The organism is Pseudomonas sp. 10S4 (genome assembly GCF_034344865.1).
GTDB lineage: Bacteria > Pseudomonadota > Gammaproteobacteria > Pseudomonadales > Pseudomonadaceae > Aquipseudomonas.
Map to the genome: position 1 here is coordinate 5,781,202 of NZ_CP133774.1, position 25,745 is coordinate 5,806,946.

General features: G+C 60.3%; 19 protein-coding genes and 3 pseudogenes. 14 read left to right on the forward strand and 8 right to left on the reverse strand.

The annotated features are described in order from the left end of the window. Window positions 1–96 precede the first annotated feature (96 nt). The 3 genes from RHM58_RS27070 to RHM58_RS27080 all read left to right on the forward strand — a co-directional run bounded on the left by RHM58_RS27070 (window position 97) and on the right by RHM58_RS27080 (window position 3,396). On the forward strand, window positions 97–999 hold the full coding sequence (locus tag RHM58_RS27070; protein WP_322268726.1) for a LysR family transcriptional regulator: 903 nt from the start codon (window positions 97–99) through the stop codon (window positions 997–999). Window positions 1,000–1,237: 238 nt separating this feature from the next. Continuing rightward, on the forward strand, window positions 1,238–2,686 hold the full coding sequence (locus RHM58_RS27075) for a nucleobase:cation symporter-2 family protein (protein WP_322268727.1): 1,449 nt from the start codon (window positions 1,238–1,240) through the stop codon (window positions 2,684–2,686). A gap of 53 nt (window positions 2,687–2,739) precedes the next feature. Next, window positions 2,740–3,396 carry a TetR/AcrR family transcriptional regulator gene (locus tag RHM58_RS27080; protein WP_322268728.1) on the forward strand — a complete coding sequence of 219 codons (657 nt, stop codon included), beginning with the start codon at window positions 2,740–2,742 and terminating at the stop codon, window positions 3,394–3,396. Window positions 3,397–3,488: 92 nt separating this feature from the next. Here RHM58_RS27080 and RHM58_RS27085 read toward each other — a convergent pair. The 4 genes and pseudogenes from RHM58_RS27085 to RHM58_RS27100 form a co-directional block, all read right to left on the reverse strand. Beyond that, a pseudogene (locus RHM58_RS27085) lies at window positions 3,489–7,038 on the reverse strand (molybdopterin cofactor-binding domain-containing protein). A 16-nt stretch (window positions 7,039–7,054) separates the two neighbouring features. Further along, entirely contained in the window at window positions 7,055–7,531 is a 477-nt protein-coding gene (locus tag RHM58_RS27090; RefSeq protein ID WP_201255056.1) for a (2Fe-2S)-binding protein, read from the reverse strand. Window positions 7,532–7,866: 335 nt separating this feature from the next. Then, the gene (locus tag RHM58_RS27095) at window positions 7,867–8,349 is read right to left on the reverse strand and encodes a MarR family winged helix-turn-helix transcriptional regulator (RefSeq protein ID WP_054046358.1); all 483 of its coding nucleotides are present in this window, start codon (window positions 8,347–8,349) and stop codon (window positions 7,867–7,869) included. 188 nt (window positions 8,350–8,537) lie between these two features. Beyond that, a complete protein-coding gene (locus RHM58_RS27100; RefSeq protein ID WP_201255057.1) occupies window positions 8,538–9,596 on the reverse strand; it encodes a 2,5-dihydroxypyridine 5,6-dioxygenase in 1,059 nt (352 codons plus the stop codon). 308 nt (window positions 9,597–9,904) lie between these two features. On the opposite strand from RHM58_RS27100, the gene RHM58_RS27105 reads away from it, so the two are divergent. From RHM58_RS27105 to RHM58_RS27135, 7 genes and pseudogenes are all read left to right on the forward strand, one after another. Next, the gene (locus RHM58_RS27105; RefSeq protein WP_201197527.1) at window positions 9,905–11,053 is read left to right on the forward strand and encodes an FAD-dependent monooxygenase; all 1,149 of its coding nucleotides are present in this window, start codon (window positions 9,905–9,907) and stop codon (window positions 11,051–11,053) included. Next, window positions 11,050–11,857, forward strand: a pseudogene (locus RHM58_RS27110) (alpha/beta fold hydrolase). The gene RHM58_RS27105 and the pseudogene RHM58_RS27110 overlap by 4 nt, the downstream one beginning before the upstream one ends. A gap of 19 nt (window positions 11,858–11,876) precedes the next feature. Then, window positions 11,877–12,629 (forward strand): Asp/Glu racemase, encoded by a 753-nt coding sequence (locus RHM58_RS27115; protein ID WP_201197525.1) that lies wholly within the window; start codon window positions 11,877–11,879, stop codon window positions 12,627–12,629. A 254-nt stretch (window positions 12,630–12,883) separates the two neighbouring features. Then, complete coding sequence (locus tag RHM58_RS27120) at window positions 12,884–13,516, forward strand: N-carbamoylsarcosine amidohydrolase (protein WP_201255061.1); 633 nt, start codon at window positions 12,884–12,886, stop codon at window positions 13,514–13,516. Between the two features lie 407 nt (window positions 13,517–13,923). Continuing rightward, entirely contained in the window at window positions 13,924–15,234 is a 1,311-nt protein-coding gene (locus RHM58_RS27125) for an MFS transporter (protein WP_201255062.1), read from the forward strand. A 114-nt stretch (window positions 15,235–15,348) separates the two neighbouring features. After that, entirely contained in the window at window positions 15,349–16,428 is a 1,080-nt protein-coding gene (locus RHM58_RS27130) for a nucleoside hydrolase (protein ID WP_322268729.1), read from the forward strand. Between the two features lie 128 nt (window positions 16,429–16,556). Continuing rightward, window positions 16,557–17,030, forward strand: coding sequence for an LEA type 2 family protein (locus tag RHM58_RS27135; protein ID WP_201255064.1), 474 nt, complete (start codon window positions 16,557–16,559; stop codon window positions 17,028–17,030). Between the two features lie 76 nt (window positions 17,031–17,106). Here RHM58_RS27135 and RHM58_RS27140 read toward each other — a convergent pair whose 3' ends face one another. Further along, entirely contained in the window at window positions 17,107–18,030 is a 924-nt protein-coding gene (locus tag RHM58_RS27140) for a carbon-nitrogen hydrolase family protein (protein ID WP_322268730.1), read from the reverse strand. An 85-nt stretch (window positions 18,031–18,115) separates the two neighbouring features. On the opposite strand from RHM58_RS27140, the gene RHM58_RS27145 reads away from it, so the two are divergent. Then, window positions 18,116–19,051 (forward strand): LysR family transcriptional regulator, encoded by a 936-nt coding sequence (locus RHM58_RS27145; protein WP_322268731.1) that lies wholly within the window; start codon window positions 18,116–18,118, stop codon window positions 19,049–19,051. A 94-nt stretch (window positions 19,052–19,145) separates the two neighbouring features. On the opposite strand, the gene RHM58_RS27150 is transcribed toward RHM58_RS27145, so the two are convergent. Next, complete coding sequence (locus RHM58_RS27150; protein WP_201197520.1) at window positions 19,146–19,397, reverse strand: hypothetical protein; 252 nt, start codon at window positions 19,395–19,397, stop codon at window positions 19,146–19,148. A 164-nt stretch (window positions 19,398–19,561) separates the two neighbouring features. On the opposite strand from RHM58_RS27150, the gene RHM58_RS27155 reads away from it, so the two are divergent. Further along, entirely contained in the window at window positions 19,562–19,879 is a 318-nt protein-coding gene (locus RHM58_RS27155; RefSeq protein ID WP_201203276.1) for a DUF883 family protein, read from the forward strand. A gap of 136 nt (window positions 19,880–20,015) precedes the next feature. Here RHM58_RS27155 and RHM58_RS27160 read toward each other — a convergent pair. After that, window positions 20,016–21,048: pseudogene (locus RHM58_RS27160) on the reverse strand (Ldh family oxidoreductase). 221 nt (window positions 21,049–21,269) lie between these two features. On the opposite strand from RHM58_RS27160, the gene RHM58_RS27165 reads away from it, so the two are divergent. Continuing rightward, window positions 21,270–21,881: a dermonecrotic toxin domain-containing protein gene (locus RHM58_RS27165; RefSeq protein ID WP_322268732.1), complete on the forward strand. Its 612-nt coding sequence runs from the start codon at window positions 21,270–21,272 to the stop codon at window positions 21,879–21,881. A 198-nt stretch (window positions 21,882–22,079) separates the two neighbouring features. After that, window positions 22,080–23,081: a FecR family protein gene (locus tag RHM58_RS27170; protein WP_322268733.1), complete on the forward strand. Its 1,002-nt coding sequence runs from the start codon at window positions 22,080–22,082 to the stop codon at window positions 23,079–23,081. Window positions 23,082–23,137: 56 nt separating this feature from the next. Here RHM58_RS27170 and RHM58_RS27175 read toward each other — a convergent pair whose 3' ends face one another. Beyond that, complete coding sequence (locus RHM58_RS27175) at window positions 23,138–25,483, reverse strand: acylase (protein ID WP_322268734.1); 2,346 nt, start codon at window positions 25,481–25,483, stop codon at window positions 23,138–23,140. Window positions 25,484–25,745 lie beyond the last annotated feature (262 nt).

Consider the following 25,745-nt stretch of genomic DNA (forward strand, 5'->3'; position numbering starts at 1 on the left):
ACACCTGACCTGTTGGAGTGGTTGCAGCGTGCGCCGTCGGATACATTGGTGAAATATCAAGTTTATTAACCTGACATTATCCCGGAGTAATGTGTGATGCTCGGTCAACTGCACGATCTGGACCTGCAACTGCTGCGCCTTTTTGTCAGCGTGGTCGAATGCGGCGGTTTCAGTGCGGCCCAGGGTGAACTGGGCTTGAGCCAGTCGAGCATCAGCCAGCAAATGGCCAAACTCGAAACCCGGCTCGGCTATCGGCTGTGCAGTCGCGGCAAGGGCGGCTTCAAAATCACGCCCAAAGGTGAGCAACTGCTGATTGCGACCCGTGGATTGTTTGAGTCCATCGAAGCCTTCCGTCATCAATCCAACGGCGTCGCCGGGCGCTTGATCGGCGAGGTGCGACTGGGGCTGTCCGAAGCCCTCGATCAATCGGTGCTGCAACGAGTAGCGGACGCGATCCGGCGGTTTCGCGAGCGGGATGAGTCGGTGCGGATCGAGCTGATCAGCGCCATGCCCGGCGAAATGGAGCGTTTAATGCTGCAACAGCGGTTGGACCTGGCGATCGGCTATTTCTCACAGGTGCAAAGCGCTTTTGACTACCGTGAGTTGTTCAGCGAGACACAGCATTTGTATTGCGCGCCCGGCCATCCGTTGTTCAGCAATGAGACGCCGGATGATGAAGCACTTCAGTCCAGCGACCGGGTGGATCATCCTTATCGGTTTCTACGCAGTGATGAGCCGTTTCAAGGCAAGTTGTGTTCGGCGCGCTCGGAACAGGTTGAAGGCACCCTTGCCTTTATTCTTTCTGGCAAACACGTTGGTTACTTGCCCAGCCACTTTGCCCGGAGCTGGGAAGACAAGGGACTGCTGCGGGCCGTGAGGGTTGGGGAAATGAGTTTCGATGTTGGGTTTCATCTGGCTCGGCATCGGGCGCAGGTCGCGGGGGATGCGCAGAAGGCGTTCGAGGAGGATTTACTCGCGGCGTTTGCCTCGAACGGCTAATCACCACCGCACCTTGTGGTGAGGGGGCTTGCCCCCGTTCGGCGGCGCAGCCGTCGTAAAGCCAATGAATGCGGTATGCCTGTAAAACCGCATTGGCAGGTTTGGGGGCAGCTACGCAGCCCAACGGGGGCAAGTCCCCTCACCACAATAAGTGGCTGGCCACAGGTTTTGTGTCAGCGTGTAAGTTTTCTGGCATCCTGCGCCTCCATTTTCTGACCTGGCCCCTGGCGCTTTCCTCGTGACCTCATCTGAACACGCAAAACCCCAGCCCCGCTCCGACCTCATCTACGGCCTCAACGACCGCCCGCACCTGACCGCCACGGTCTTCGCCGCCCTGCAACACGTACTCGCGAGTTTCGTCGGGATCATCACCCCGACCCTGATCATGGGCGGCGCGCTAGGTCTGCAAAGCGAGATCCCGTACCTGATCAGCATGGCGCTGTTCGTCTCCGGGCTGGGCACCTTCGTTCAGGCGCGGCGGTTCGGCCCGGTGGGTTCCGGTTTGCTGTGCCTGCAAGGCACCAGTTTTTCGTTTATCAGCGTGATCCTCAGCGCCGGTTTCATGGTCAAGGCCCGGGGTGGCGGCACCGATGAGATCCTTTCGACGATCTTCGGCGTGTGCTTTTTCGCGGCATTCATCGAAGTGGTGTTGAGCCAGTTCATCGGCAAACTGCGGATGCTGATCACCCCGGTGGTCACCGGCACCATCATCACGCTCATGGGCCTGTCGCTGATCAAGGTCGCCATGACCGACATCGCCGGCGGCTTCGGCGTGGCGGACCTCGGTGCCAGTCACCATTTGGCCCTGGCGGCGCTGGTGCTCGGGACCATCGTGGTGTTGAACCGGGTCGATGTGCCGTTCCTGCGCCTCGGCGCCATCGTCATCGGCCTGACTCTCGGCTACGTCGTCGCGTGGCTGATGGGCGATGTCGATTTCGCCAGCCTGCCCGCCGTGCCGCTGGTGAGCGTACCGGTGCCGTTCAAGTACGGTTTCAACTTCGATTGGGTCGCGTTTGTGCCGGTGGCGGTGATTTTCCTGGTGTCACCGCTGGAAGCCGCCGGTGACCTGACGGCCAACTCGATGATTTCCCGGGAACCGGTCAAAGGCCCGATCTACATTCGCCGGATCAAGTCCGGCCTGCTCGCCGACGGTCTCAACTCGGCCATGGCCGCGGTGTTCAACAGCATGCCGATGGTGACCTTCGCCCAGAACAACGGCGTGATCCAGCTCACCGGCGTGGCCAGCCGTTATGTCGCCTTCTTCATCGCTGGGCTGCTGGTGCTGTTGGGGTTGTTCCCGATGATCGGCGCGGTGCTGCAACTGATGCCCAAACCGGTGCTCGGTGGTGCGGAATTGGTGATGTTCGGGACCGTGGCGGTGGCCGGGATCAAGATCCTCGCCGAAGCCGGCCTGCATCGCCGCAACATGCTGATCGTCTCGATTTCCCTCGGTATGGGCCTGGGCATCGCCGCCGTGCCGCAAGTGTTGCGCGAATTGCCGCAGGCCCTGCACAACATCTTCGAATCGCCGATTACCGTCGGTGCACTGTGCGCGATCATCCTCAACGTGTTCTTGCCCGAGGAATTCATGGAGCTTGAGGAAGACGATTTCGACCCGGAAGCGTCGATCCTGCAAGTCATGGAAAACCCGCCGGCCACAGAAACAGCGCCAAGCCTGAACCGCTGAACGGAGCGTGCTACATTCCCAGCGACTCCGCTTGGCACAAGGTTGACCGCACGTTGAACAAGAAGACCGGCATCCGGGCCGCCCAGGCCCAGCAGACCCGCACACGGATACTCGAAGCGGCAGTGAAAGTGTTCACCCGCGACGGTTATTCCGGGGGCCGTGTCGAGAGTATTTCCCGGGAAGCCGAGTCCAACGACCGCATGCTCTATTACTACTTCGGCAGTAAGGAGCAGTTGTTTATCTGCGTGCTGGAACACACCTACGAACAGTTCAACAAGGCCGAAAGCCGCCTCAAACTGGACCTGAGCCAACCGCTGGTGGCGTTGCAGGAACTGGTGGCGTTTGTCTGGCATTACTACGTCAAGCACCCGGAATTTGTCGCGATTCTCAGCAATGAAAACCTGCACAACGGCAAACATGCGCAGCAGTCCAGCGAGCTGCGCAGATTGTCGGGCGAAGCGGTCGGGGTGTTGCGGCCGATCATCGAGGCAGGTCAGGCACAGGGGGTGTTTCGTGAGGTGCTGGACATCAAGCATGTGTATTTGATGATTGCCTCGCTTTGTTACTTCTATAACTCCAACCGGCATACCCTGAGTTCGTTTTTGGGCGAGGACTTGGCGGACAAGGGGCAGCAGCAGGATTGGTTGGGGTTTATTCAGGATCTGGTGGTGCGGGGGGTGATGAAGTTGCCTGGTCAGGATTTGCGGTGACAGGGCCGGCCCCTTCGCGAGCAAGCCCGCTCCCACATTGGATCTACGGCAAACACAAATCCAATGTGGGAGCGGGCTTGCTCGCGAAGCTCTTAATGGCTGCCGGGATTCGCCCTGAGATGAGCCACTTTCGACTCCAACCCTTCCCAACCCGGCGCATTCCCGGCAAACCGACTGCGCAAATACGCCGCCAATTCCGCCACCTGAGTATTCGACAAACTGTCCTTGAACGCCGGCATGTACCCCAGATCCTTGGTCGCCGGCGTATCGATGCCCTGCAAAATAACCTTGATCAAATTATCCGGCTGATCGCTGTGCACGTTGGTGTTGGTCGCCAGCGACGGACTCACGCCAAACAGTTTCGGCCCCAGGCCATCGGCATGACAGGCCTTGCACGAACCTTCGAACACCCGTTGCCCGTTGCTCAGCGACAGGCTGGTCACCGGCCGCGTGGCTTTCTCCACCACTTGCGCCTCAGCCTGCGCACCATTGAGTGACGCCAAATACACCGCCATCGCCCGGATATCATCCTTGGGCAACTTCGCCAGTTCCGAAACCACCGGCCCCATCGGCCCGGTCGCCACGCCATGTTCAGCGGAATAACCGGTACTCAGGTAACCGAATAACTGATCCTCGGTCCACGGCGTCGGCGACTTGGACAACCCGTTCAGCGCCGGCGCTTCCCAACCATCAATCATGCCGCCGCCGAGGAACGACGCACCGCCCTTCTCCGCCCCCATCAGGTTGCGCGGTGAATGACAGGCTGCGCAGTGGCCCAAACCGTTGACGAGGTAAGCGCCGCGATTCCATTGTTCGCTGCGCTCCGGCTGCACGCTGATTTCACCCTTACGCAGAAACAACGCATTCCACCCCGCCATCAACGGCCGCAGGTTGAATGGAAAGCGCATGTCGTTGGCCTTCGCCGGTTGGCTGACCGGCGTTTGCGACATCAGGTACGCGTACAGCGCCTGCATGTCCGCATCATTAATGTTGCGAAACGCGGTGTAGGGAAACGCCGGATACAAATTGCGCCCATCGCGGCCAATGCCGTCGCGCATCGCCCGCTCGAACGCCGGATAGGACCAACTGCCGATCCCGGTTTTCACATCCGGGGTGATGTTGCTGCTGTACAGCGTGCCGAACGGCGTCTGCATCGCCAACCCGCCGGCATTGGTCACGCCGCCGGGCGCGGTGTGGCAAACCGCGCAATCACCGACTGCCGCCAGCAACCGTCCGCGCTCCAGGGTCGCCGTCGACCAGGTGCCGGCACTCGGCGGCGCAATCGGTGCGATTTCACCGTGAAACGGCCACGCCGTCGCCGCCATGCCGAGCACCGCGCCGAACGCGGCAAACAGTGAACCGAACAGCCATTTCGAACGCTTGGCCGGGGACTTCGGCGGTTCATCGCAGGTGCCGGAATTCAACGCGGCCAAGACCCGTTCCGGGGTGATCGGCAGCTCGCGAAAACGAATCCCGGTAGCGTCATAGATCGCGTTGGCAATCGCCGCCGCGCTCGGCACAGAAGCCGATTCTCCGGCACCCATCGGCGGCTGGTCCTGACGCGGCATCATCAGCACGTCGATCTGCGGCACCTCGGGAAAGGTCAGGATCGGATAACCGCCCCACTCCTTGCTCGCCACGGTGGACTCTTCGAAGGTCACCCGCTCCTTGAGCACTCGGCTGGTGGACTGGATCACGTTGCCGTGAATCTGATGCTGCACCCCCGCCGGGTTGATCATCATCCCCGAGTCATGGCCGATCACCACCCGCGTGACCGAGACATCGCCGGTCTGGCGGTCGATCGCCACGTCCGCCACCCACGCCGCCCACGCCGCGCCGAAACCGGGAAACTTGCTGTGGATGTAGCGCGCATAGGCAAAGCCGCGACCGCGCAGCAACTGATCCTCATTTGGGGTTTGCATCGGCGCAGTGCGTGGCGTCCCAGGCCGCACGTTCGGCGGTGGACTTCACCAGGTCGATGGCGCGCTCGTCCTGCAGATAACGCAGCCGGTATTCCACCGGATCGACGCCGGCGGCGAAGGCCAGTTCATCGATGTACGACTCGTGGGCGAAGGTGTTCGGCAGCGCGGAAACCCCTCGCATCCACGAGGCACGGACAATCGGCGCCATGTCGTTGATGGTCACGCGCATGTTTTCGAAGTCATACGGCGGGATGGAGGTGCGGTCGCCCATTTCGAACATCGCCGCCACCGGCTCAACCCGCCCGGTCAGCAGCAAGGCCAGGGTCGGCGCGCCGTTGGATGGGTAGCTGGTCTGGAAGTCATAAGCGGCGACGCTGCCATCGGCGTTCAAGCCGCCGTCGACGTCCATCAGTTGCGCGGTGCCTTTGGGCTCCCACAAGTGTTCCTGCTCGCGGGTCAACTGCACCCGCACCGGTTTGCCCACCGCTCGGGATAACAGCAAGGCATCAGCGCAGACATCGTCGGCACAGTTGCGCCCGTAACAGCCGGACGCTTCCATGCGAATAATCTCAATGGATTCCTCCGCGCATTCCAGCAACCACGCCAGGTCGGCCCGCAGCAAATGCGGATTCTGGCTACCCGACCACACGCGACTGCCGGACGGCTGATAATCCGCCACGCCGCATGACGGGCCGATCGAACCGTGCATTTGGTACGGCCACATATAGGTGCGCGGCATGCGCTGAGTGGCGTTGGCCAGGGCTTCATCAACGTTGCCTTGGTCGAGCACAACCCTTTGCACTCGCGGGTTGTCACGGATCGCCTGCTCGACATCGTTCAAATCCGGCACGCCCTGATTCCAGGCTTTCCAGGTGATTTTCAAAGCCTGGGCAGCCTTGATCGCCTGCTCCTCGCGCAACGCTACGACCCCGACAAAATCACGGATCACCACCACCGCGACAATACCGGCGATGTGCGCAATGGAGGATTCATCGACTTCCAGCAGGCTGTTGCCGACGAAGTCACCGCAATCGAGCCCGGCATAGGGCGGACGAATTACCCGGCCGTGGAGCATGTCCGGCACGCGCATGTCGTGGACGTAAGTCAGCTCGCCGGTGGCTTTGGCCGGAATGTCGATCCGCGCGGCGCCCTTACCCACCAGTCGATACTCTTCGGCAGGTTTGAGCGGCGCGGTGCCGGAGATGCGTAATTCGATGTGTTCGCCGCGAACCAACTCGGCATAAGTAGCGGTGCGCCCGTCCTCAGCGTGAATCACTCCGGCCTCAATTTTCAGGCTGCTCGAGTCAAGAAACCAGCGCTCCGCTGCCGCGTCCAGCAGATAGCGCCGAGCTTCAGCAGCCGCATTGCGCAACGGGATCGCGGAAATCTGCAGCGTCGCACTGGCAATCGTCGCGCCCTGATTCGGCGCACGCTCGGTGTCGCCGAGCACCATGCACACCTGCTCCAGTTGCAGGTCGAGTTCTTCGGCGACGATCTGCGCCAGCGAGGTGCGAATGCCGGTGCCAAGGTCGACGTGACCGTTGAACGCATACACGCGCCCATCATCGCTAATGGCGATGAACAGGCCCAGCTCCTTGGGTTTGATCAGCGGCGTACCGCCCTTCGCGACCGGACCGGACGGCGGCAGGATGTCGTCGACGATCAATAGCACGCCGGTCTTGGCCAGTAGTTGGTCGCGGGTTGGGATGGAGTCAGTCATGGTCATCGATCCACGTTCAAGGCATTTGACGGGCGGCACGCAGCACCGCGCGGAGGATTTCGATATGGGTGCCGCATCGGCAGAGGTTGGCCGAGAGTTCGTTGCGGATCTGGGTTTCGCTGGGGTGCGGGATACGGTCGAGCAAGGCCTTGGCGGTCATGATCATGCCGTTGAGGCAATAGCCGCATTGCGCCGCTTGCTCGTCGATAAAGGCTTGTTGCACCAGGTGCGGCTCGGCGCGAGAGCCGAGCCCTTCGAGGGTGACGATCTGTCGGTCGGCGGCGCCGGCCAGCGGAAACACACAAGAACGCGCCGCCACGCCATCAATGATCACCGTGCACGCCCCGCACTCGCCCAGGCCGCAGCCGTACTTGGGGCCGTTGAGTTGCAGGTCATTGCGCAAGATCAGCAATAACGGCGTGTCGGCCATGGCGGTGACGGTGCTGGTGAGGCCGTTGACCTCAAGTGCTACGGTGATTTCCTGGCTGCTCATTCGCTTCGCCCACTTCGGTTGATGAAGTGGCCACTACACCAAAAGGTCAAAAAAACGTCGCGGGCCAAATGGGTTGTGGCGTCGCGACACACTCGACTGGTGAAGTGGCTACTACATGAAATAAGAGCAAAAACGATGCCAGAGACTAGTGCCAGCCAGCTAAACCTGACACCGAACCTGTGGCGAGGGAGCTTGCTCCCGTCGGACTGCGCAGCAGTCCCCTACTTTTTAGCTAGAGAGGGCCGCTTCGCAGCCCAGCGGGAGCAAGCTCCCTCGCCACAGGTTATTGATCGTCAGTAATTCCAGCGGGCACCTTTTTAAAGCTGCAGCGCCGATCAGTCTTGTGGGTCGTCGATCATTTTGCGCAGCAGGAACAGCACGGCGACCCGTTCTGCCGGGTTGAGGTTGCTCAGGGTCAGCTCGGTGATTTTCCCGGCGCAGGGCACGGTTTGCTGGACCAAGCGGTCGCCGGCCTCGGACAGGCCGACAATGACTTTGCGCCGGTCTTGCGGGTCGGGTTCGAGGGTAATCAGTTCCCGGGCCTTGAGCCGCTCGACGATGCCACGAATGGTCGCCTGGTCGACGGCGGTGGCCTTGACCAGTTCCGTCAGGGAGCTGGGACCGTGATCGCGCACCGCGCACAGGGTGACGAACTGCACCGCCGTGAGCTGGGAGTCGCCGACGTTCTGCTGGAAAATCGCCATGTGCCGCTGATAGGCCTTGCGCAGCAAATGCCCGACTTGTTCGGAGAAAACGTAAGAAGAATCAGGAGTTTCAGGCACGGCAGACTCGAAAGACGATGAGTGGTGGGGAGGCATGATGGACAGGTTGGGTGGCGGACTCAAGCGTGAAGTAGGCCACAAGGATATGCACAAACCCTGTGGGAGCGGGCTTGCTCGCGAATGCGGTGGATCAGTCAGTATTTCTCTTGGATGTGAAACCGCATTCGCGAGCAAGCCCGCTCCCACAGTAGATCAGTGTGGATCACAGTATTTGTGCAAGGCAGTTAACCCCGGTGAACGCGCGAAGCCTCCGGCGCCACCACATCCCCACCAATCACCACCGCCTGGTCATCCAGATACACATCGCAATTACGCAGCGGAATGTCCAGGTGACACGGGGTTTTGCGCTTGCCGCCGACTTCGGTGTTCGGCCCGGTTGAGAACAGGAAGTTGCCATAGAACGCCCGGGCGTCCATGCACATGCCGTCGTTTTTGTCGTGCAGGCCCATGGCGGTCCACTGGGCTTTTGGCTGCAAGCCCCAGCCGATGTGAGAGATGCCATATACCTCGGGATCGTTGAAGTACTTCATGTAGTCGCGCAGGTACTCAGCCTCGAAACCGCCGTGGATCGAGGTGATGAAGCCCTTGTCGATTTCCAGGGTGATCTTTTCCCGGGTGTAGGTCTTGAACGGCAGCAGGATGTCGCCGACGTCCAGCACCAGCACGCCTTCGGCGGTTTCTTCGTTGGGCCAGGAGAACAGAAAACCGCTGGGCCAGTGGTCCCAACGCCCCGGCTCATCGGCGAAGCCGTACTCGGTGACCGCCGGATATTGCCCCAGCGCCGCGCGAAAATCGCTGCCGGCGCGGGACGTGACGTGGATCGAGCGCGCCTGTTTCAGCAGCTTCTCCGCCGCCATCACCCGCACCTTGTCCTCTTCGGTCGGCAGCATCCGCGCCAGCACTTCCGGGGGCTCGACGGCCAACAGAATCCGCGTGCCGGTCTTGAGGATCTGCTCCTGCTCCGGCGAATGCAGCAGCATCATCGTGTCGACGATCAAGTCCGCGGCTTCCAGCGCCCGCTGCGCCGCGTGATTGCCGGTCAGCGCGGTGTCGCCGCAGTAGGCAGTCATGTCGTTGCCCATGGCGGTCGGGTGGTTGAACGACGGCAATTCCACCGCGTACACCTTGGCGCCCAGCCGCTGGGCGGCGTCCATCGCGGCGCGCACGGTGCGCGGGTCGGAATAGTGGCTCTTGAGCACGGCGACGCTCTGGGTCGGGTCGACCTTCGACAGCTTCAACACGTGTTCGAACATCTGGGTCAGTTCGCAATCGCTTACCGGCATTTTCTCTCTCCTCAATCTGCTGCGCACCAAGTCGAGGCGCCCCGCCTCACCTTAGTGCATTTTTATAGCGTATACGCTATTTGTTAGCGATAAGACCTGAAATGACTGCGGACTGCAAGAGCCAGACCATAACGTTACCAACTCACACAAACCCAGCAAACAATGGTTACATTCGGTGACTACGGAGAAAAACCACTGAAAATTAATTTTTCCAGACGGCTCTTTCTTTTTCAAAAATACAGCGTATACACTTTAAAAACCTTGCGGCGACCCAGCCAGCGACCATTCGAAGAAGAGGAACAAGCCCCATGGCCCAAACACAAAAAATCGCCATCGTCGGTGCAGGTCTTGGCGGTGCAGCCGCTGCGACGTTGCTGCAACAAGCCGGGTTTCAAGTGGACATCTACGAACAGGCCCCGGAGTTCTCCCGTCTCGGCGCCGGGATCCACATGGGTCCCAACATCATGAAAATCTTCCGGCGCATGGGCATCGAGCAGCAGCTCGACCTGATGGGCTCGCACCCGGATCACTGGTTCAGCCGTGACGGCTTGAGCGGCGACTACCTGTCACGCATCCCGCTGGGGGATTTCGCCCGCAAGGAATACGGCGCGTCCTACGTCACCGTGCACCGCGGCGACCTGCACGCCTTGCAGATGTCGACGATCAAACCCGGCACCGTGCACTTCAACAAACGCCTGGAAACCCTCGAAGAAACCGACAGCCAGGTGCGCCTGACTTTCAGCGATGGCGAAGTCACCTACGCCGACATCGTCATCGGCGCCGACGGGATCAATTCGAAGATTCGTGAAGAGCTACTCGGCCCGGAAAAACCGCTGTACAGCGGCTGGGTCGCGCACCGGGCGCTGATCCGTGGCGATCAACTGGCCAAGTACGATTTGAAGTTCGAGGACTGCATCAAGTGGTGGACTGAGGACCGGCACATGATGGTCTACTACACCACCGGCAAGCGCGACGAGTACTACTACGTGACCGGCGTGCCGCACCCAGAGTGGGATTTCCAGGGCGCGTTCGTCGATAGCAGCCGCGAAGAGATGTTTGAGGCGTTCCAGGGTTATCACCCGACCGTTCAGGCACTGATCGAATCCACCGAGAGCGTGACCAAATGGCCGCTGCGCAACCGTAATCCTCTGCCGCTGTGGAGCCGTGGACGCCTGGTGTTGCTGGGCGACGCCTGCCACCCGATGAAACCGCACATGGCCCAGGGCGCCGGCATGGCCATCGAAGACGCGGCGATGCTCACCCGCTGCTTGCAGGAAACCGGCCTCGGCGACTACCGCACCGCGTTCGAACTCTACGAAGCCAACCGCAAGGAACGCGCCTCTCGCGTGCAGTCGGTGTCGAACGCCAACACCTGGCTGCGCACTCAGGAAGATCCGGCCTGGGTCTACGGTTACGACCTGTACGCCCAACCGCTGAAATCGGGGGTGGCCGCGTGAGCACTTTCGTCCACGGCGGCAACGTCCAGGCCAACGGTATTCGCCAGCATTACCTGCGCTACGGCGGTAAAGGTCCGGCGCTGGTTTTGATTCCCGGCATCACCAGCCCGGCGATCACTTGGGGCTTTGTCGCGGAACGCCTCGGCGAGCATTTCGACACCTATGTGCTCGATGTTCGCGGCCGCGGCCTCTCCTCCACGGGCCCGGAACTGGACTACAGCGCGGACGCCTGCGCCGACGATATTGGCGCTTTCGCCCAAGCCTTGAAGCTCGACAACTATCACTTGGTCGGCCACTCGATGGGCGCGCGGTTTGCAGTGCGCAGCGCCGTGAAGCATCCGGCCGGGGTCAATCGTCTGGTGCTGATCGACCCGCCAGTCTCAGGCCCTGGCCGACGCGAATACCCAAGCAAACTGCCGTGGTACGTCGATTCGATCCGCCAGTCGTTGATCGGGATGGATGCCGAGGCGATGCGCGCCTTCTGCGCCACCTGGACCGATGAACAACTGCAACTGCGCGCCGAATGGCTGCACACCTGTTACGAGCCGGCCATCGTCCGGGCCTTCAACGATTTCCACGACGTGGATTTCCATCAGGACCTGCCAAAACCTCCAGGCCCCGGCGCTGCTGATGATCGCCGGACGTGGTGGTGTAATTCAGCCCGAGGACGAAGCCGAAATCCTCGACCTGCAACCAAAAATTCGCAGCGTCCACGTCGAAAACGCCGGGCACATGATTCCTTGGGATGACCTCGAAGGCTTCTTCAGCGCCTTCGGTGACTTCCTCGGCCCACGCCTGAACTAAACGCAACGGGAGACTTTATATGCTCAAGCCTTACCGCATCGGCCAGATTGTGCCGAGCTCCAACACCACCATGGAAACCGAGATCCCGGCGATGCTCAACGCACGCCAGTTGATCCGTCCGGAACGCTTCACCTTTCACTCCAGCCGCATGCGCATGAAGCAGGTACGCAAGGAAGAACTGGCGGCAATGGACGGCGAGTCCGACCGTTGCGCCGTGGAACTGTCCGACGCCAAGGTTGATGTATTGGGTTATGCCTGTCTGGTAGCGATCATGGCCATGGGGCTGGGCTATCACCGTAAATCCGAGCAGCGGCTGCGCAAGGCCACCGCCGACAACGACGCCAATGCCCCAGTGATCACCAGTGCCGGCGCCTTGATCGAAGGCCTGAAAGTCATGGGCGCCAAACGCATTGCCATCGTCGCGCCGTACATGAAGCCGCTGACTGAGTTGGTGGTCGATTACATTCGTGAAGAAGGCTTTGAAGTGGTGGACTGGCGAGCGTTGGAGATTCCCGACAACCTCGCCGTCGCCCGACACGACCCGGCGAATCTGCCCGGCATCGTCGCTGGCATGAATCTGGAAGGCGTCGATGTGATCGTGCTCTCGGCGTGCGTGCAGATGCAGTCGCTGCCGGTGGTAGCGCAAGTCGAAGCGCAAACCGGCAAACCGGTGCTCACCGCCGCCATTGCCACCACCTACGCCATGCTCAAGGCCCTGGATCTGGAACCGATCGTTCCGGGTGCCGGCGCCCTGCTCTCCGGCGCTTACTGAGACGGGCTTGAGCAGATTTTTTGTGGCAAGCGGGATTTTGTGGCGAGGAGGCTTTTGTGGCGAGGGGTTTACCCCCGTTGGGCTGCGCAGCAGCCCCAAAACAGTCACTGCGATATATCAGACAAAACTCAATGGGGCTGCTTCGCAGCCCAACCGGGGCAAGCCCCTCGCCACAGGTTATTTGCAGTGCCAGAGAGAGTATTTGCCTTGCCAGAGAGAGTGTTTGCAATGCCAAAGAATGAGGACGCGATTAAATGAGCGAACAAACCGCCAACGACAACTATCAAGGCGTGTGGGGCCAGCGCATCGGTTTCGGCCAGAAAGCCGCGTTGCTGATGATTGATTTCATGCGCGGCTACACCACCGAAGGCGCGCCGCTGTTCGCCCCCGGCGTGGTCAGCGCGGTGGCGCAAAGCGTTGAACTGCTGGCCAGCGCCCGCCGTCAGGGCATCCCGGTGGTGCACACCAACATCCGCTACCACCCTGGCCATTTCGCCGACGGCGGAATCTGGGTGAAAAAAGCCCCGGTGATGAAAGACATGGTTGAGGGCAATCCTTTGGCGGCGTTCTGCGAAGAAGTGCTGCCTCAGGAAAATGAAGTGGTCATCAGCAAACAGTACGCCAGCGCCTTTTTCGGCAGCAGCCTGGCCTCAATGCTGCACGCTCAAGGAATAGACACCGTGGTGCTGGCCGGTTGCTCGACCAGCGGCTGCATTCGGGCGACGGCGGTGGACGCGGTGCAACACGGCTTCCGCACCATCGTCGTGCGCGAATGCGTCGGCGACCGCCATCCGGCGCCCCACGAAGCCAACCTGTTCGACATCGACAGCAAGTACGGCGATGTCGTCAGCAAACAGGAGACCATCGCCCACTTCGAAAAAATGTAGTGAGTGCCACAAGAACCGCGCCATAGAGCGCAGGTCTTGTCGGGTTTGAATGCAAGATTGCCACACAGTGAAGACCTCACGTCGAACACTGCCCTGTGGCGAGCGAGCTTGCTCGCGCTGGGCTGCAAAGCAGCCCCAAAATATCGGCAACACAGGCCGTTTTTGCGAGTGCTGCGCACTCGAGCGGGAGCAAGCTCCCTCGCCACAACAGCAGCGTATGACTGGAGGTTTCCTTAGCTGTCCGGCATCGGGCCTGCCAAACCCAAACGTAAAAAACTGAGCCCAACTCGCCCACGAGCGAGCGCCCAGTCTTCTGACACTGCCTTTGGACGTCGCTTTTGCAGCGCGCCAGAGCGCTGGAAAAAGCGGCTGTATAAAAACCATAAGTCACCGCCAGGAGACATCCAATGCCCATTGCGAACGCAGCACCTGCGACCACGGTCGCCGACCCGATTCAAGCGCTTTACCACAAGATCACCTGGAAGCTGATTCCGTTCCTGTGTTTCTGCTACCTGGCCGCGTACCTCGACCGGATCAACATCGGCTTCGCCAAGCTACAAATGCTCGATCAACTGCACTTCAGCGAAACCGCGTTCGGCCTCGGTGCCGGGCTGTTCTTTGTCGGCTACATCCTGTTCGAGGTGCCAAGCAACCTAGTGCTGGAAAAGGTCGGCGCGAAGATCTGGATCGCCCGGATCATGATTACCTGGGGCCTGCTCTCAGCCTGCACCATGCTCGTGACCTCAACCACACAGTTCTATGTGCTGCGATTCTTGCTCGGCGCCGCCGAAGCCGGGTTCCTGCCGGGCGTGCTGTATTACCTGACCACTTGGTTTCCGACCTATCGACGCGGCCGCATCATTGCGTTGTTCATGATCGGCTTGCCGCTGTCCAGCGTCATTGGTGGGCCGCTGTCGGGCTGGGTGATGAGTCATTTCGACAATTTTGGCGGCCTGCACGGTTGGCAATGGCTGTTCCTGATCGAAGCGGTGCCTAGCGTGTTGCTCGGCGTGCTGACGTTCTGGGCGCTGCCCAACAGCTACCAACAAGCCAAGTGGCTCAACAACGAAGAGAAAGCCCTGCTGGAGCAGGAGCTGCGCGCCGACGAGGCCAGTGCCGGCGACAGCAAACACAGCTTTCGCGATGGTTTCTTCAACCTGAAAGTCTGGATGCTCGGCGGGATCGACTTCTCGATCCTGCTCAGCGCCTATGCCATGGGGTTCTGGATGCCGACCTTCATTCGCAACGCCGGGATCGTCGATACCTTCCACATCGGCATTCTCACCGCATTGCCAAGTATCGCCGCGCTGCTGGGCATGCTGCTGATCGGCGCCAGTTCGGACAAACACCGCGAGCGCCGCTGGCACATCATCGTGCCGTTCCTGGTCGGCGCGGCGGCCATGGCCAGTGCGCCGTTCTTCGTCCACAACGTGGTGGCGACCGTGGCGCTGTTCGCCATCGCCTCGGCGGCGATCATTGGCGCGGTGCCGGTGTTCTTCAGCCTGCCAGCGACCTTCCTCAAAGGCACGGCGGCGGCCACCGGTTTCGCCCTCGCCTGTTCGTTGGCGAACATCGCCGGGCTGGTCAGCAACTCGTTGATGGGTGTGGCAATTGACGTCACCGGCAGCAGCGCCGGGGCGCTGTGGTTCTTCGCCGGTTGCCTGATCCTCAGCAGCTTCCTGGTGATCGCCTTGCCGGCGAAACTGGTTAACCGCTGACACACCAATGCTTTTGTAGGAGCACGGCTCGCCGGCGAAAGCGATTTCAAGGATGCCTTCGCGGGCAAGCCTCGCTCCTACAGGTATTCATTCCAAATTATCAGGTGAGTATCCATGCAACGTTTGATCAAACGCTGTGCCCTGCTTGTCGCCGCCGGCCTCTGCGCCGGGTCTCTGCAAGCGGCGGAAAAAGTCATCTTCGACACCGACTTCAACGTCCTCAACGATGACGGACAGGCCTTCATCATGCTCGCCCAGCTTCACGCGCAAAAACGCATCGATCTGCTCGGCATGACCCTGGTCAGCGGCAACGCCTGGGTCGATCAGGAACAGGTTGACGCGCTCAAAGCCGTCGAGCGTATGGGCGTGGAAAAGGACATCGGGGTGTACTCCGGCGCGGCCTACCCGCTGCTCCACGACTTCGCCACCTACGAGCAGGAAAAAGCCCTGTTCGGCGCCGGTTGGCCGGGGGCGTTCAAGGCGCCGCGCCCAACCTCCGCCACGCAACTGGTCGCGCCTCCGGATGGCCTGGCGACGCATACCCAACTGCGTAAAGAGACCGCCGCGCAGTTCATCGTCGACAGCGTGCGCGCCAATCCCCATGAAGTAACGCTGCTGGCGGTCGGGCCGCTGACCAACATCGCGCTGGCGATCCGCTCCGCGCCAGACATCGTGCCGTTGATCAAACGCATCGTGTACATGGGTGGCGCCCTGGAGATTCCGGGCAACACCACGCCGGCCGCCGAATTCAATTGGTGGTTCGATCCCGAGGCGGCGAAGATTGTCCTTCGCTCGCCCATCGAACATGTGATCTTCCCTAACGATGTTTGTGAAAAGGTCACCTTCGATGGCTCGATCTACAAACGGGTGATCGCGCAACCGGGACCGATTGCCGACCTGTACAAACATGAATTCGGCCCACTGTTCAGCAAGGACCCGGCGTATCACAGTTTCACCTGGGACAGCCTGCCAGCGCTGTTTCTGGTCGAGCCGAGCATCGTCACCGAGTCCCGCGACTTGTGGGTAGATGTGGACGCGCAGTTCGGCGCCGATTACGGCCGGGCGCTGGGCTACAAGAAAAGCCCGCCGGTGGGCACGCAAAAAGCCAAGGTGGTGTTCGCCATCGACCAGAAGAAATTCTGGGATGGCTACGTAAGTCTGGTGACCTTGCCGACACCGGTAAAGGGCAACTGAAACCGCTCGCAATCATGAACAAGTGACAGCCTTCGGCGAACCCCTCACAGTGAGCTTGGTCGCACAGGTGAGCCGCCAGATATTGTTCAATGGCGGTTCAGTCCCTTTTTCTGTCGAGAGCCTTTTACATGCGCAGACTCCTTGCCCTGTCCCTTTCCTTGCTGTTGCTCTCACTGAGCGCCTGCGCGCTGTTCCCCAATCGTGATCCGCTGAACATCAACGTGGTCGGCATTGAACCGCTGCAAAGCCAAGACCTGGAAGTGCGTTTCGCGGTGAAGATCCGCCTGCAGAACCCAAATGAAACCGCCATCGACTACAACGGCGTGGCACTGGATCTGGAAGTCAACGGCCGACCGTTGGCGTCCGGCGTCAGCGATCAGTCGGGGACGATTCCGCGATTTTCCGAAGCCGTGCTGACCGTACCGGTGAGCGTCTCGGCGTTCTCGGTGTTGCGCCAGACCCTGGGCCTGAGCCAGACCCAAAACCTCGACAACCTGCCCTACGTGCTGCGCGGAAAACTGGCCGGCGGGTTGTTTGGCACGATGCGGTTTGTTGATACCGGCAAACTGAGTTTCCCGGGGTCGAGCGCAGCAACCTGGTGAACAGTTGCTGGATTTTTAGTGACTGACAGGCCGCCATCGCGAGCTAGCTCGCGATGGCGCCAGATCAGTCAACATCTTATGCGGTGAAGCGCACGCCGGGTTTGGCGCGCTCATCGACGCTCAACTCAAACACATCCGGGCGCGCATAGTGCCCGACCACGTCGAAGTCATAACGGGCGCGGATCAACTCGTCGGTGTCAATTTCGGCCGTCAGTAAACCGGGCCCTCCCCGCAACGGCCCGGCCAAAATATCGCCCATTGGCCCGACGATCACGCTGCCGCCGGCAATCAATGGCCGATCCGCCGGCCAATTGGCGATGTCCACGCCCAACGCTTGCGGCGAGTCCTGCACCTGACAAGCACTGACCACAAAGCAGCGGCCTTCATGGGCAATGTGACGCATGCTGACCTGCCACATCTCCCGCTCATCCACCGTCGGCGCGCACCAGACCTCCACGCCTTTGGCGTACATCGCAGTACGCAGCAACGGCATCATGTTTTCCCAGCACACCACCGCCGCAAGCTTCCCGACCTGACTGTCGATCACCGGCAGCGTCGAACCATCGCCCTTGCCCCAGATCAGCCGTTCGGTGCCGGTCGGCATCAGTTTGCGGTGCTTGGCTACCAGCCCGGCCTGCGGATCGAAGTACAGCGCGGCGCAATGCAAGGTGCTGCCCGCGCGTTCGATCACGCCAATCACCAGATTGGCCCCGGTACGCGCCGACAATCCAGCCAGAGCTTCGGTCTCGACGCCGGGCACATCGATGGCGTTGGCGAAATAGCGTGCGAACGCCTCACGCCCCTCGGGCAGGCGATAACCGAGTTGCGTGCCGAAGGACTCGCCTTTGGGATAGCCGCCCAACAGCGCTTCCGGCATCACCACCAGCGCGGCGCCGGACTCCATGATTTGGGTTTCCCAGGAAAGGATCTGCTCCAGTGTTTCACCCTTGCCGCCGGGCAAAGCGCCGATTTGCAGGGCCGCAACAATTGACTTGGGCATCGTGATAACTCCGTGGGCAATGAGGTGTTGCTCATTCTCGGCCGTCGCCGGATCATGAATAAAGCCCCGTTCGCTGCTGAATGATATGAACCTTATGAATATCGCCACCGTCGACCTCAACCTGCTCAAAGTCTTCGAAGCCCTGCACGAGGAGTCCAGCGCCAGCCGTGCCGCCCTGCGCCTGGGCGTCACGCAATCGGCGGTCAGCGCCGCGTTGCGGCGTCTGCGGGCGTTGTATGGCGATCAGTTGTTCGTCCGCACCGGCCGGGGGTTGTCACCGACCCTGCGGGCCAATCAATTAAAACCGGTGGTCAGCGATGCGTTGAACAAATGCCGGCAGAGCCTCGCGATGGTCGATCCGGCGGCCAATCATTACGAGGGACGCTCGGTCACCGTGGGCCTGTCGGACGATTTCGAGATGGCCTACGGGCGGCGATTGATTGAAGAAATCGCCCAGCGTGCGCCAAAACTGCGGCTGATTTTCCGCCAGACCCACAGCCAGATCGTCGCCCATGCCTTGCTCGACCGCAGTATCGATCTGGCGATCACCGCCGGCGGCTTTGCCGAGCGCTTGCTCAGTCGCCAGGTGCTGGGCGAAGGGGGTTATCTATGCCTGGTGGACCCGCTCAGCCTGGCCGAAGGACAGCAAACCATCAGCCTGGAAGAATTCGTCGCGCGGGAACACATTCTGGTGTCATCGGGTGGATTTATCGGGATTACCGATGAAGGGCTGGCGGCGTTGGGACTGAGTCGCCGGGTGTGCGCCTCGACCACGCACTTTGCGGCGTTGCCGTATTTGCTCAAGGGCAGCCAAGCGGTGGCGACCATTCCGGCCCATGCCGCGCAAAGCATCGCGGCACTCAGTAGCCTGGCGCTGCTGCCCTGCCCGCTGGCGCTGCCGCGTTACCCGATCGAATTGGGCTGGCGCACCAGCACGCAGCTTGATCCGGTGGTATTGAAGGTGCGCGAGGCGATTGTCGCGAGCTTTGCGCAGGAGCTGCCGAAGGCTGCGATCTTTTGATCTTACTTTTTAAGAACAAGATCAAAAGATCGCAGCCTTCGGCAGCTCCTACAGGGGTTGGTGCCAAAAACGGGAACGGCAGTTCACGTACAGATTATTTAGCGGCCATCAGACGATTGACTTCGCTGCGCACCATGTTGGCGAACTCGGGCGGCGACATCAGATCAAGCTCGGCGCGAACCCATTCGGCCCATTTGCCTTTGCGCTTGGCCCGCTCACCGAACAACCGCGCGGCTTCGCCCTTGGACTTGCCCAGGTTGCTTTGCCAGAGGTCGAACAGACGGGATTTTTCGTCTTCCAGCGCAGCGCGCTCGGCAAGGGGTTTGTCGGCCAGATTGAAGCTCATGGAAAATTCCTGCTGCGTAAATAGGCGACATCTTACACTGTAGGACGAAATTTCCGGCCCTGGATTTTTCTTCAGGTTGGTGTCGGGATGCAAATTTACTGCAACTTTTCCAACCCCGGCAGACTCCATTGTTCACTGCCCACTTACCCGCAAGGAGTTACTCAATGGCCCGCAAAACCAACGCACAAGCCGCCGCAGACCAAATCAAGGATCAGGCATTCAGTGAACTTCAGGCACTGATCGAAGAATCCGACAAACTGCTCAAAAGCAGCTCCTCACTGGTCGGAGAGGAAGCAGAAACACTTCGTGGGCAAATCGCCCTGAAACTGCAGCAGGCGCTGGATTCAGTCTCCAGCGTCCGTGAGCGGACCAAACCGGCGGTCGATGCCACTGAAACCTACATTGGTGGCCATCCGTGGCAGACCGTAGCGATTTCCGCCGGTTTCGGCCTGGTGGTCGGGTTGCTGCTGGGTCGTCGTTAATTCCCATGAATTAACTGCACACCACAAACCCTGTGGGAGCGGGCTTGCTCGCGAATGCGGTGTGTCATTCAGCATTGATGTTGACTGACACTCCGCATTCGCGAGCAAGCCCGCTCCCACATTTACGATGCCGAGTTCAGAGCCCCGCGAGTTCCCGCAAACTTGCCAACACTCCAGCCTCCAAATGAATACCTTCAGCCGCAGACCTGGCGCGCTGATGATGACGCCGATCCCCCGGCAATCGCTTGAGCCCGACACCGTGCATCTGCCGTACCAATTCCTGGCTGCGCTCGGCGAAGTTTTGCCCGGCGGCCTTGCTCGGATCGATCACGATCAGCAGTTGCCCGGTCCACGGTGTCTTGGCCCCGGGATGGTTCGACCAGTCGAACTCGAAGGAAAAATTGCCGCCAGTCAACGCGGCCGCCAGCAACTCCACCATCATCGACAGCGCTGATCCCTTGTGCCCGCCAAACGGCAGCAACGCGCCACCTTCAAGAATCGCTTTCGGGTCCTGGGTCGGCTGACCAAGGCTGTCCACGCCCATGCCCGGCGACAAGCGCTCGCCTTTGCGCGCGGCAATCTGTACGTCGCCATGAGCAATGGCGCTGGTGGCCAAGTCGAAGACAATCGGCTCACCGTCGGCCCGAGGGGCAGCGAAGGCGATCGGGTTGGTGCCAAACAACGGTCGATCGGCACCGTGAGGCACCACGCAGGTCATGCTGTTGACCACGCTCAAGGCGACCAGCCCTTCATAGGCAAAGGGCTTCGACATCCGGCCAGAGGGCGGCGAAGTGATGGGAGTTGCGGATCGCCAATACCGCAATCCCGGCGCTGCGGGCTTTCTCCACCAGCAAGGCATGCGCGGCGGCCAACGCGGGTTGGGCAAAACCGTTCGCGGCATCGACCCGGACGAAGCCCGAGGCGACATCCTCGACCACCGGCACGGCCTGACCATTGACCCAGCCGCTTTGCAGTGTCGACACATACCCGGGAATGCGAAACACACCATGGCTGTGGGCGCCATCGCGCTCGGCGCCGGCGCAGTTGAGGGCCAGCGTGCTGGCGACATCCGCCGAAGTACCGTGACGCAGAAAGATTTGCTCAAGCAACTGGACGAGTGAATCAAAATCGAGGGTTTGCGCGTTCGGGTTGACGGGTGTTGCGGTCATCTGAGGCTCCAGTTTTATTATTGAGTTCGGGCTACAGGCTGAAACGGGGTTGCGCGGCAACCCACAAAACGTCGCCGATTAAGCGCTGTTTTAGAGGGGTCCTGTCAAGCCTCGGAAAAATGATCAGCTCAAGCAATATGTACCGCACTCAGACTTTGTATCGACCGTACTGTTTTTCCTCAATCCAACTGCCGGTGCTCACGGCACACAGAGGAAAAACCATGACGGCTCCCCCGCTACCGTATTTTTTTGACGAGGCCGAACTCGCATCCAACGCCAAGCAGCCTGGTGATCGAGAAAAAGCCCTGGCCTTTACCCTCGACGACCTCACGTGGCTGCAGGCGGTTTACCTCGCCAACCACGCATCCCGCGCGACCAACCTGCCCGGGATGCATGTCCATCGACTGCTGTTGACCGCTGACGCCGGCTCACCGATCACCCTGACCGGGGCGTTTGTCATGAGTAAACCCGACGATGGCGAAGCAACGCTCTATACGCCATGGAAAGGCCTGATCAAATTCGCCGACATCGCCGACCTCAACAGCAAACTCGAACAATGGCTGACCGAGCCCGCCGGCAAACGCGAGTTACTGCGATATCTGTCCGTCGAACAGCGTTGCACCGCCCTGGCCGCAAAGACGTTAAGCGTGTCTACGCAACAAATCGACGGGGCAGTCTTTCAGGACCAGGAAGCGCTCATCGAGCGCAATCAACAACACAACATCACGACGATGCTGGCTGAACTGCTCAAGCTCCCGACGCTGCAGTCGATGCTCGATACCGTGCTGAAAAACGCATTGACCAAGCGCTTTGCGGCACTGGACCAGCGCTGAGCAAGCTTGCCGTGGCAATTAAGGCTGCAAAGGTTCTTTTGATCATTTTTTCACTCCATTTGTGGATAGTAGGCGTGCATGTCCTGTTTTTTGGCCCTCACCGGGGAAAATAAATTCCACTTTGATGGGCAATTGCCATGACGGATGTTCTCGCCGCCTTACCCGCAAGGTTAGAATGCAGCAAATCAGGATGAGTCAATGACCGAACACTCTCTCTCGGAAGCCGAATACGACGCCGTCACCGATGCCGCTGCGCACTGGTGCATGCGTCTGCACGCCAACGACTGCACTGCCGAGGAGCGTCAGGCGTTCGAACAATGGCACGACGCTCATCCGCTGCATGCGTTCGAGTACGAAGCCATGCTGGAGATCTGGGACGTAGCCGGCGACTTGCCGCGCCCGGCGTCCACCACGCCAGCGCTGCCCGTCAGACCTTCAACACCGTGGCGCTCCCTGGGTATCGCCGCGGCTGTCTGCGCAGTGGCACTGCCGCTGGCGGCGTACACCGGCTGGAACCTCGGCTGGCTGCCCAACGCCTACCAGCACTTCGAAACCACCGACAATGTCCGTCAGGTCACCCTGAGCGATGGCAGTCAGGTGGAGCTGAACCTGGGCACCGAATTGACCTTCCGTAATTACAAGGATGAGCGTCGGGCCACGCTGAAAAAAGGCGAGGCCTTCTTCAGTGTCAGCCATGACATGACTCACCCCTTCATCGTCAAAGCGGCCGAAGGCAGGATTCGGGTCACCGGTACCCAATTCAACGTCTGGCTGTATGAAGATCAAGTGCGGGTGAACCTGATTGAAGGCTCGGTATTGGTCACCAGCAATGACACCCTTAACGGGGACGGTTTGCAGTTGGGACCAGCGATGCAGGCGCATTTTCGACACGGCGACTTCATGCCGCAGATCAGTCAGACCTATACCAACGACCAATCTCTGGCGTGGCGTAGCGGCAAACTGGTGCTCGATGACCTGCCGTTGAGCGAGGCATTGCCGCTGATCAATCGCTACCTGAGCAAGCCGATAATGGTGGCCGATAAAAGCACGGCATCGATCCGCCTCGGTGGCATTTACAACATCAAGGAACTCAACAATTTGGTGGCCTCCCTGCCCAAGGTTTTGCCGGTGTACCTGACCCGCAACGAGAACGGTAACCCGGTGCTCAATTTGATTCCGCAACAAACGCCAAAAAGCTGAAGGCCGCGCCCCCTGAGGGTTGCGGCCTTCATGTTCGCTGCCAGCGCAACTGGTTTTTACTGTGCAGCCACCTTCCCTGAGTTTTCATCCGACTCGCGAATCGTCTGCACCTGATACTGCGGATCAGACTTGATCTGCTGTTCGGTAAACGGCAACACGCTCAGCTGTTTCTTCGAGAACGCCAGCGTCTGGTCCCGTGAATATTTCGAAGCCGGATCACTGGACAACGAGAACGCCAGCAAACCCTGAGCATGTGGGCCTTTTTCATCGAAGGTAACGACTTGCAGGTAACTGGTGCCACTGACCACTTCGAGTTTGCCGTCGGTTCTCGGCACGCTTTGAATGGCGTTATAAACGCCCAGCGTGCCGGGCCCACCGTGGATCGGTGTCTGCTGCCCGCCGCTGCTGACCACTTGAATATCGCCCCAGCGGCTGTCGGGCTTGAGCCCCATCTTGTTGGTCAGTTCCAACGATGCGAGCATCGCTTCGCGTATGGCTTTGGCCACTTCTGCCCGCTCGAACGCCAACCCGCGAGGGGTGTGCTGCGCGTCTTTCGGGTCGAAGGCGACGCGCCAGATGTCGGGCGTTTGCTGCAACGCCTCCATGACATTCTGGAAATGCACCAGGCCCACGCCGCTGTCCAGATTTGCCCGGCCATCCCACGCCTTCAAACTGGTACATAACGGTGCGAGGATCGCCGCATCGGCGCCCAGGTCGGCACTGCAGAACTGCAACAGGTCCGGCATGACTTGCGCCGCCTGATACACCTGATCATCCATGACCATTCGCTGCAAATCCGCAGCGGCCACCGGCCCGGCCTTGGCCAGTGAACCCAGGCGATCCAGCGCGAAGCGCGAGCGCAGCCCCAACGGCTGACTGTCCTGGCTGATCAATGGCGAGAAGCCGGTCAATGGCTGCGCCGGGTTGGCCAGCCAGGCGGAATCGTTGGAATGCTGCACAAAGTCTTTGCGCAACAGTTGCGGCAATTTGTCTGCCGCATAAATACCCTTTTGCGCGGCGTTCGGATCGATGTCCCAGGCGCAGGTGCTGTTGGAGCCGTCGAGCACGATCATCTTCAACCCGGCGCGCGGATCGCTGCACTTGGCCAGTTTGTCGGCATTGACGTTCGGCACCACCGACAGGTTCATGTAAAGCGTCTGTCCCTGATCGTCCGCCGCCAGAGTGTTGACCCACGGAATGCCCTGAATCTTGTGCACCGACGCCTGCAAATCCTTGAGGCTGGTAGCGCGGTTCATCGCATACCACTGCTGCAAGACGCGGTCATTATCCAGGTTGGCATCGCGCAGGCTGTAGGCGAACTGGTTATCCCAATCGAGCTTGCCGGGCCATTGCACGACTGGGCCAAATACCGAACTGTAGATCACGTGGGACATCGGCTTGATCTGGCCATCCGGCTGTTTCACGTTCACCGTCAGAGTCTGTTGATCCAGTGGCAGGGACTTGCCGTCCAGCAGGTAACGGGTCGAATCCTTGGGGTCCAGTTGCAGGCGATACAAGGTGAAATGCTTGGACGAATCGACGGTGTGCGTCCAGGCCAGGTGCTGGTTGAAACCAATGTTGATCATCGGCAGACCGGGCAGCGCAGCGCCCATCACATCCAGCTTGCCGGGAATGGTCAGGTGCATCTGGTAAAAGCGCATTCCGCCCACCCAGGGGAAATGCGGGTTGGCCAACAACATGCCGCGACCGTTGAACGAGCGCTCACTGCCGATCGCCACCGCGTTACTGCCGCGATCCAGTGCAAATCGCTGCTGATGCGTGTCGGCCAGTTGAAATGCCTGCGCAGCGTTCGCCACGTGAGCGACGGCCGCTGGTGGTGTGGCGCCGGCCAGGGCTTCGGCAAACTGCCCGACGCCGCCTTCGACCAACAAGCGACGCGTGAGCTTCACCAGATCCTGGGCCGCAATCGGGCGCACCCAGTCACCTTGGCATTGCGCTGGCAAACCCTGGGCCTGACGCTCGGCCAGCGAGCGGTTGTAGCCCGCCACATAACCATCGATGAGATCGCGTACTTCAGGGGTTTGCGCCTGCCAGAAACCAGCTACGGCCTGCGGTGTGTTCAGCCAGTTGAAAAACAGGTCGCTGGCCAGGTTGGCGCGCTCTTCAAGCGTGAATTGATCCGGGCCGAAATACCGTGATCGTTCGCCGTTGACGGTGACGATCTCGTTGGCCATCAGGCACAGGTTGTCCTGAGCGTAGGCGTAGCCGATACCGTAGCCGAGCCCGCGCTCGTTTTCGGCGCGAATGTGCGGCACACCGAAACTGGTGCGGCGAATATCGACGGCCGAAGGTTCTGGCTGGCTGCGGGCGTTTGCCGCAAGGCTGAGCCCCAGCAACACACCTGCAAGACTTAACCCGGTTAACTGCCTGCTAATAATCACGCGCGCTCCTGATGCATAAGACGACGACCAGGATCGGGACGGTTTGACGCCCACACAGCTACACCGAACCTGGCCTAGGAAAATCACACCCTGCGATCTACACGGAATGTGCCTGGCCTTAGGAACGAAAAAATCATCAGGAAATTTAGGCGCCGTAAACACTCGCCCGATGCCGTATCACATCCCGCCGACATGGCATCGACAAATTTTCTACATTACAGCCTTCATGATTTGCTTGGCTCATTCGTCTTAATGATGGAGA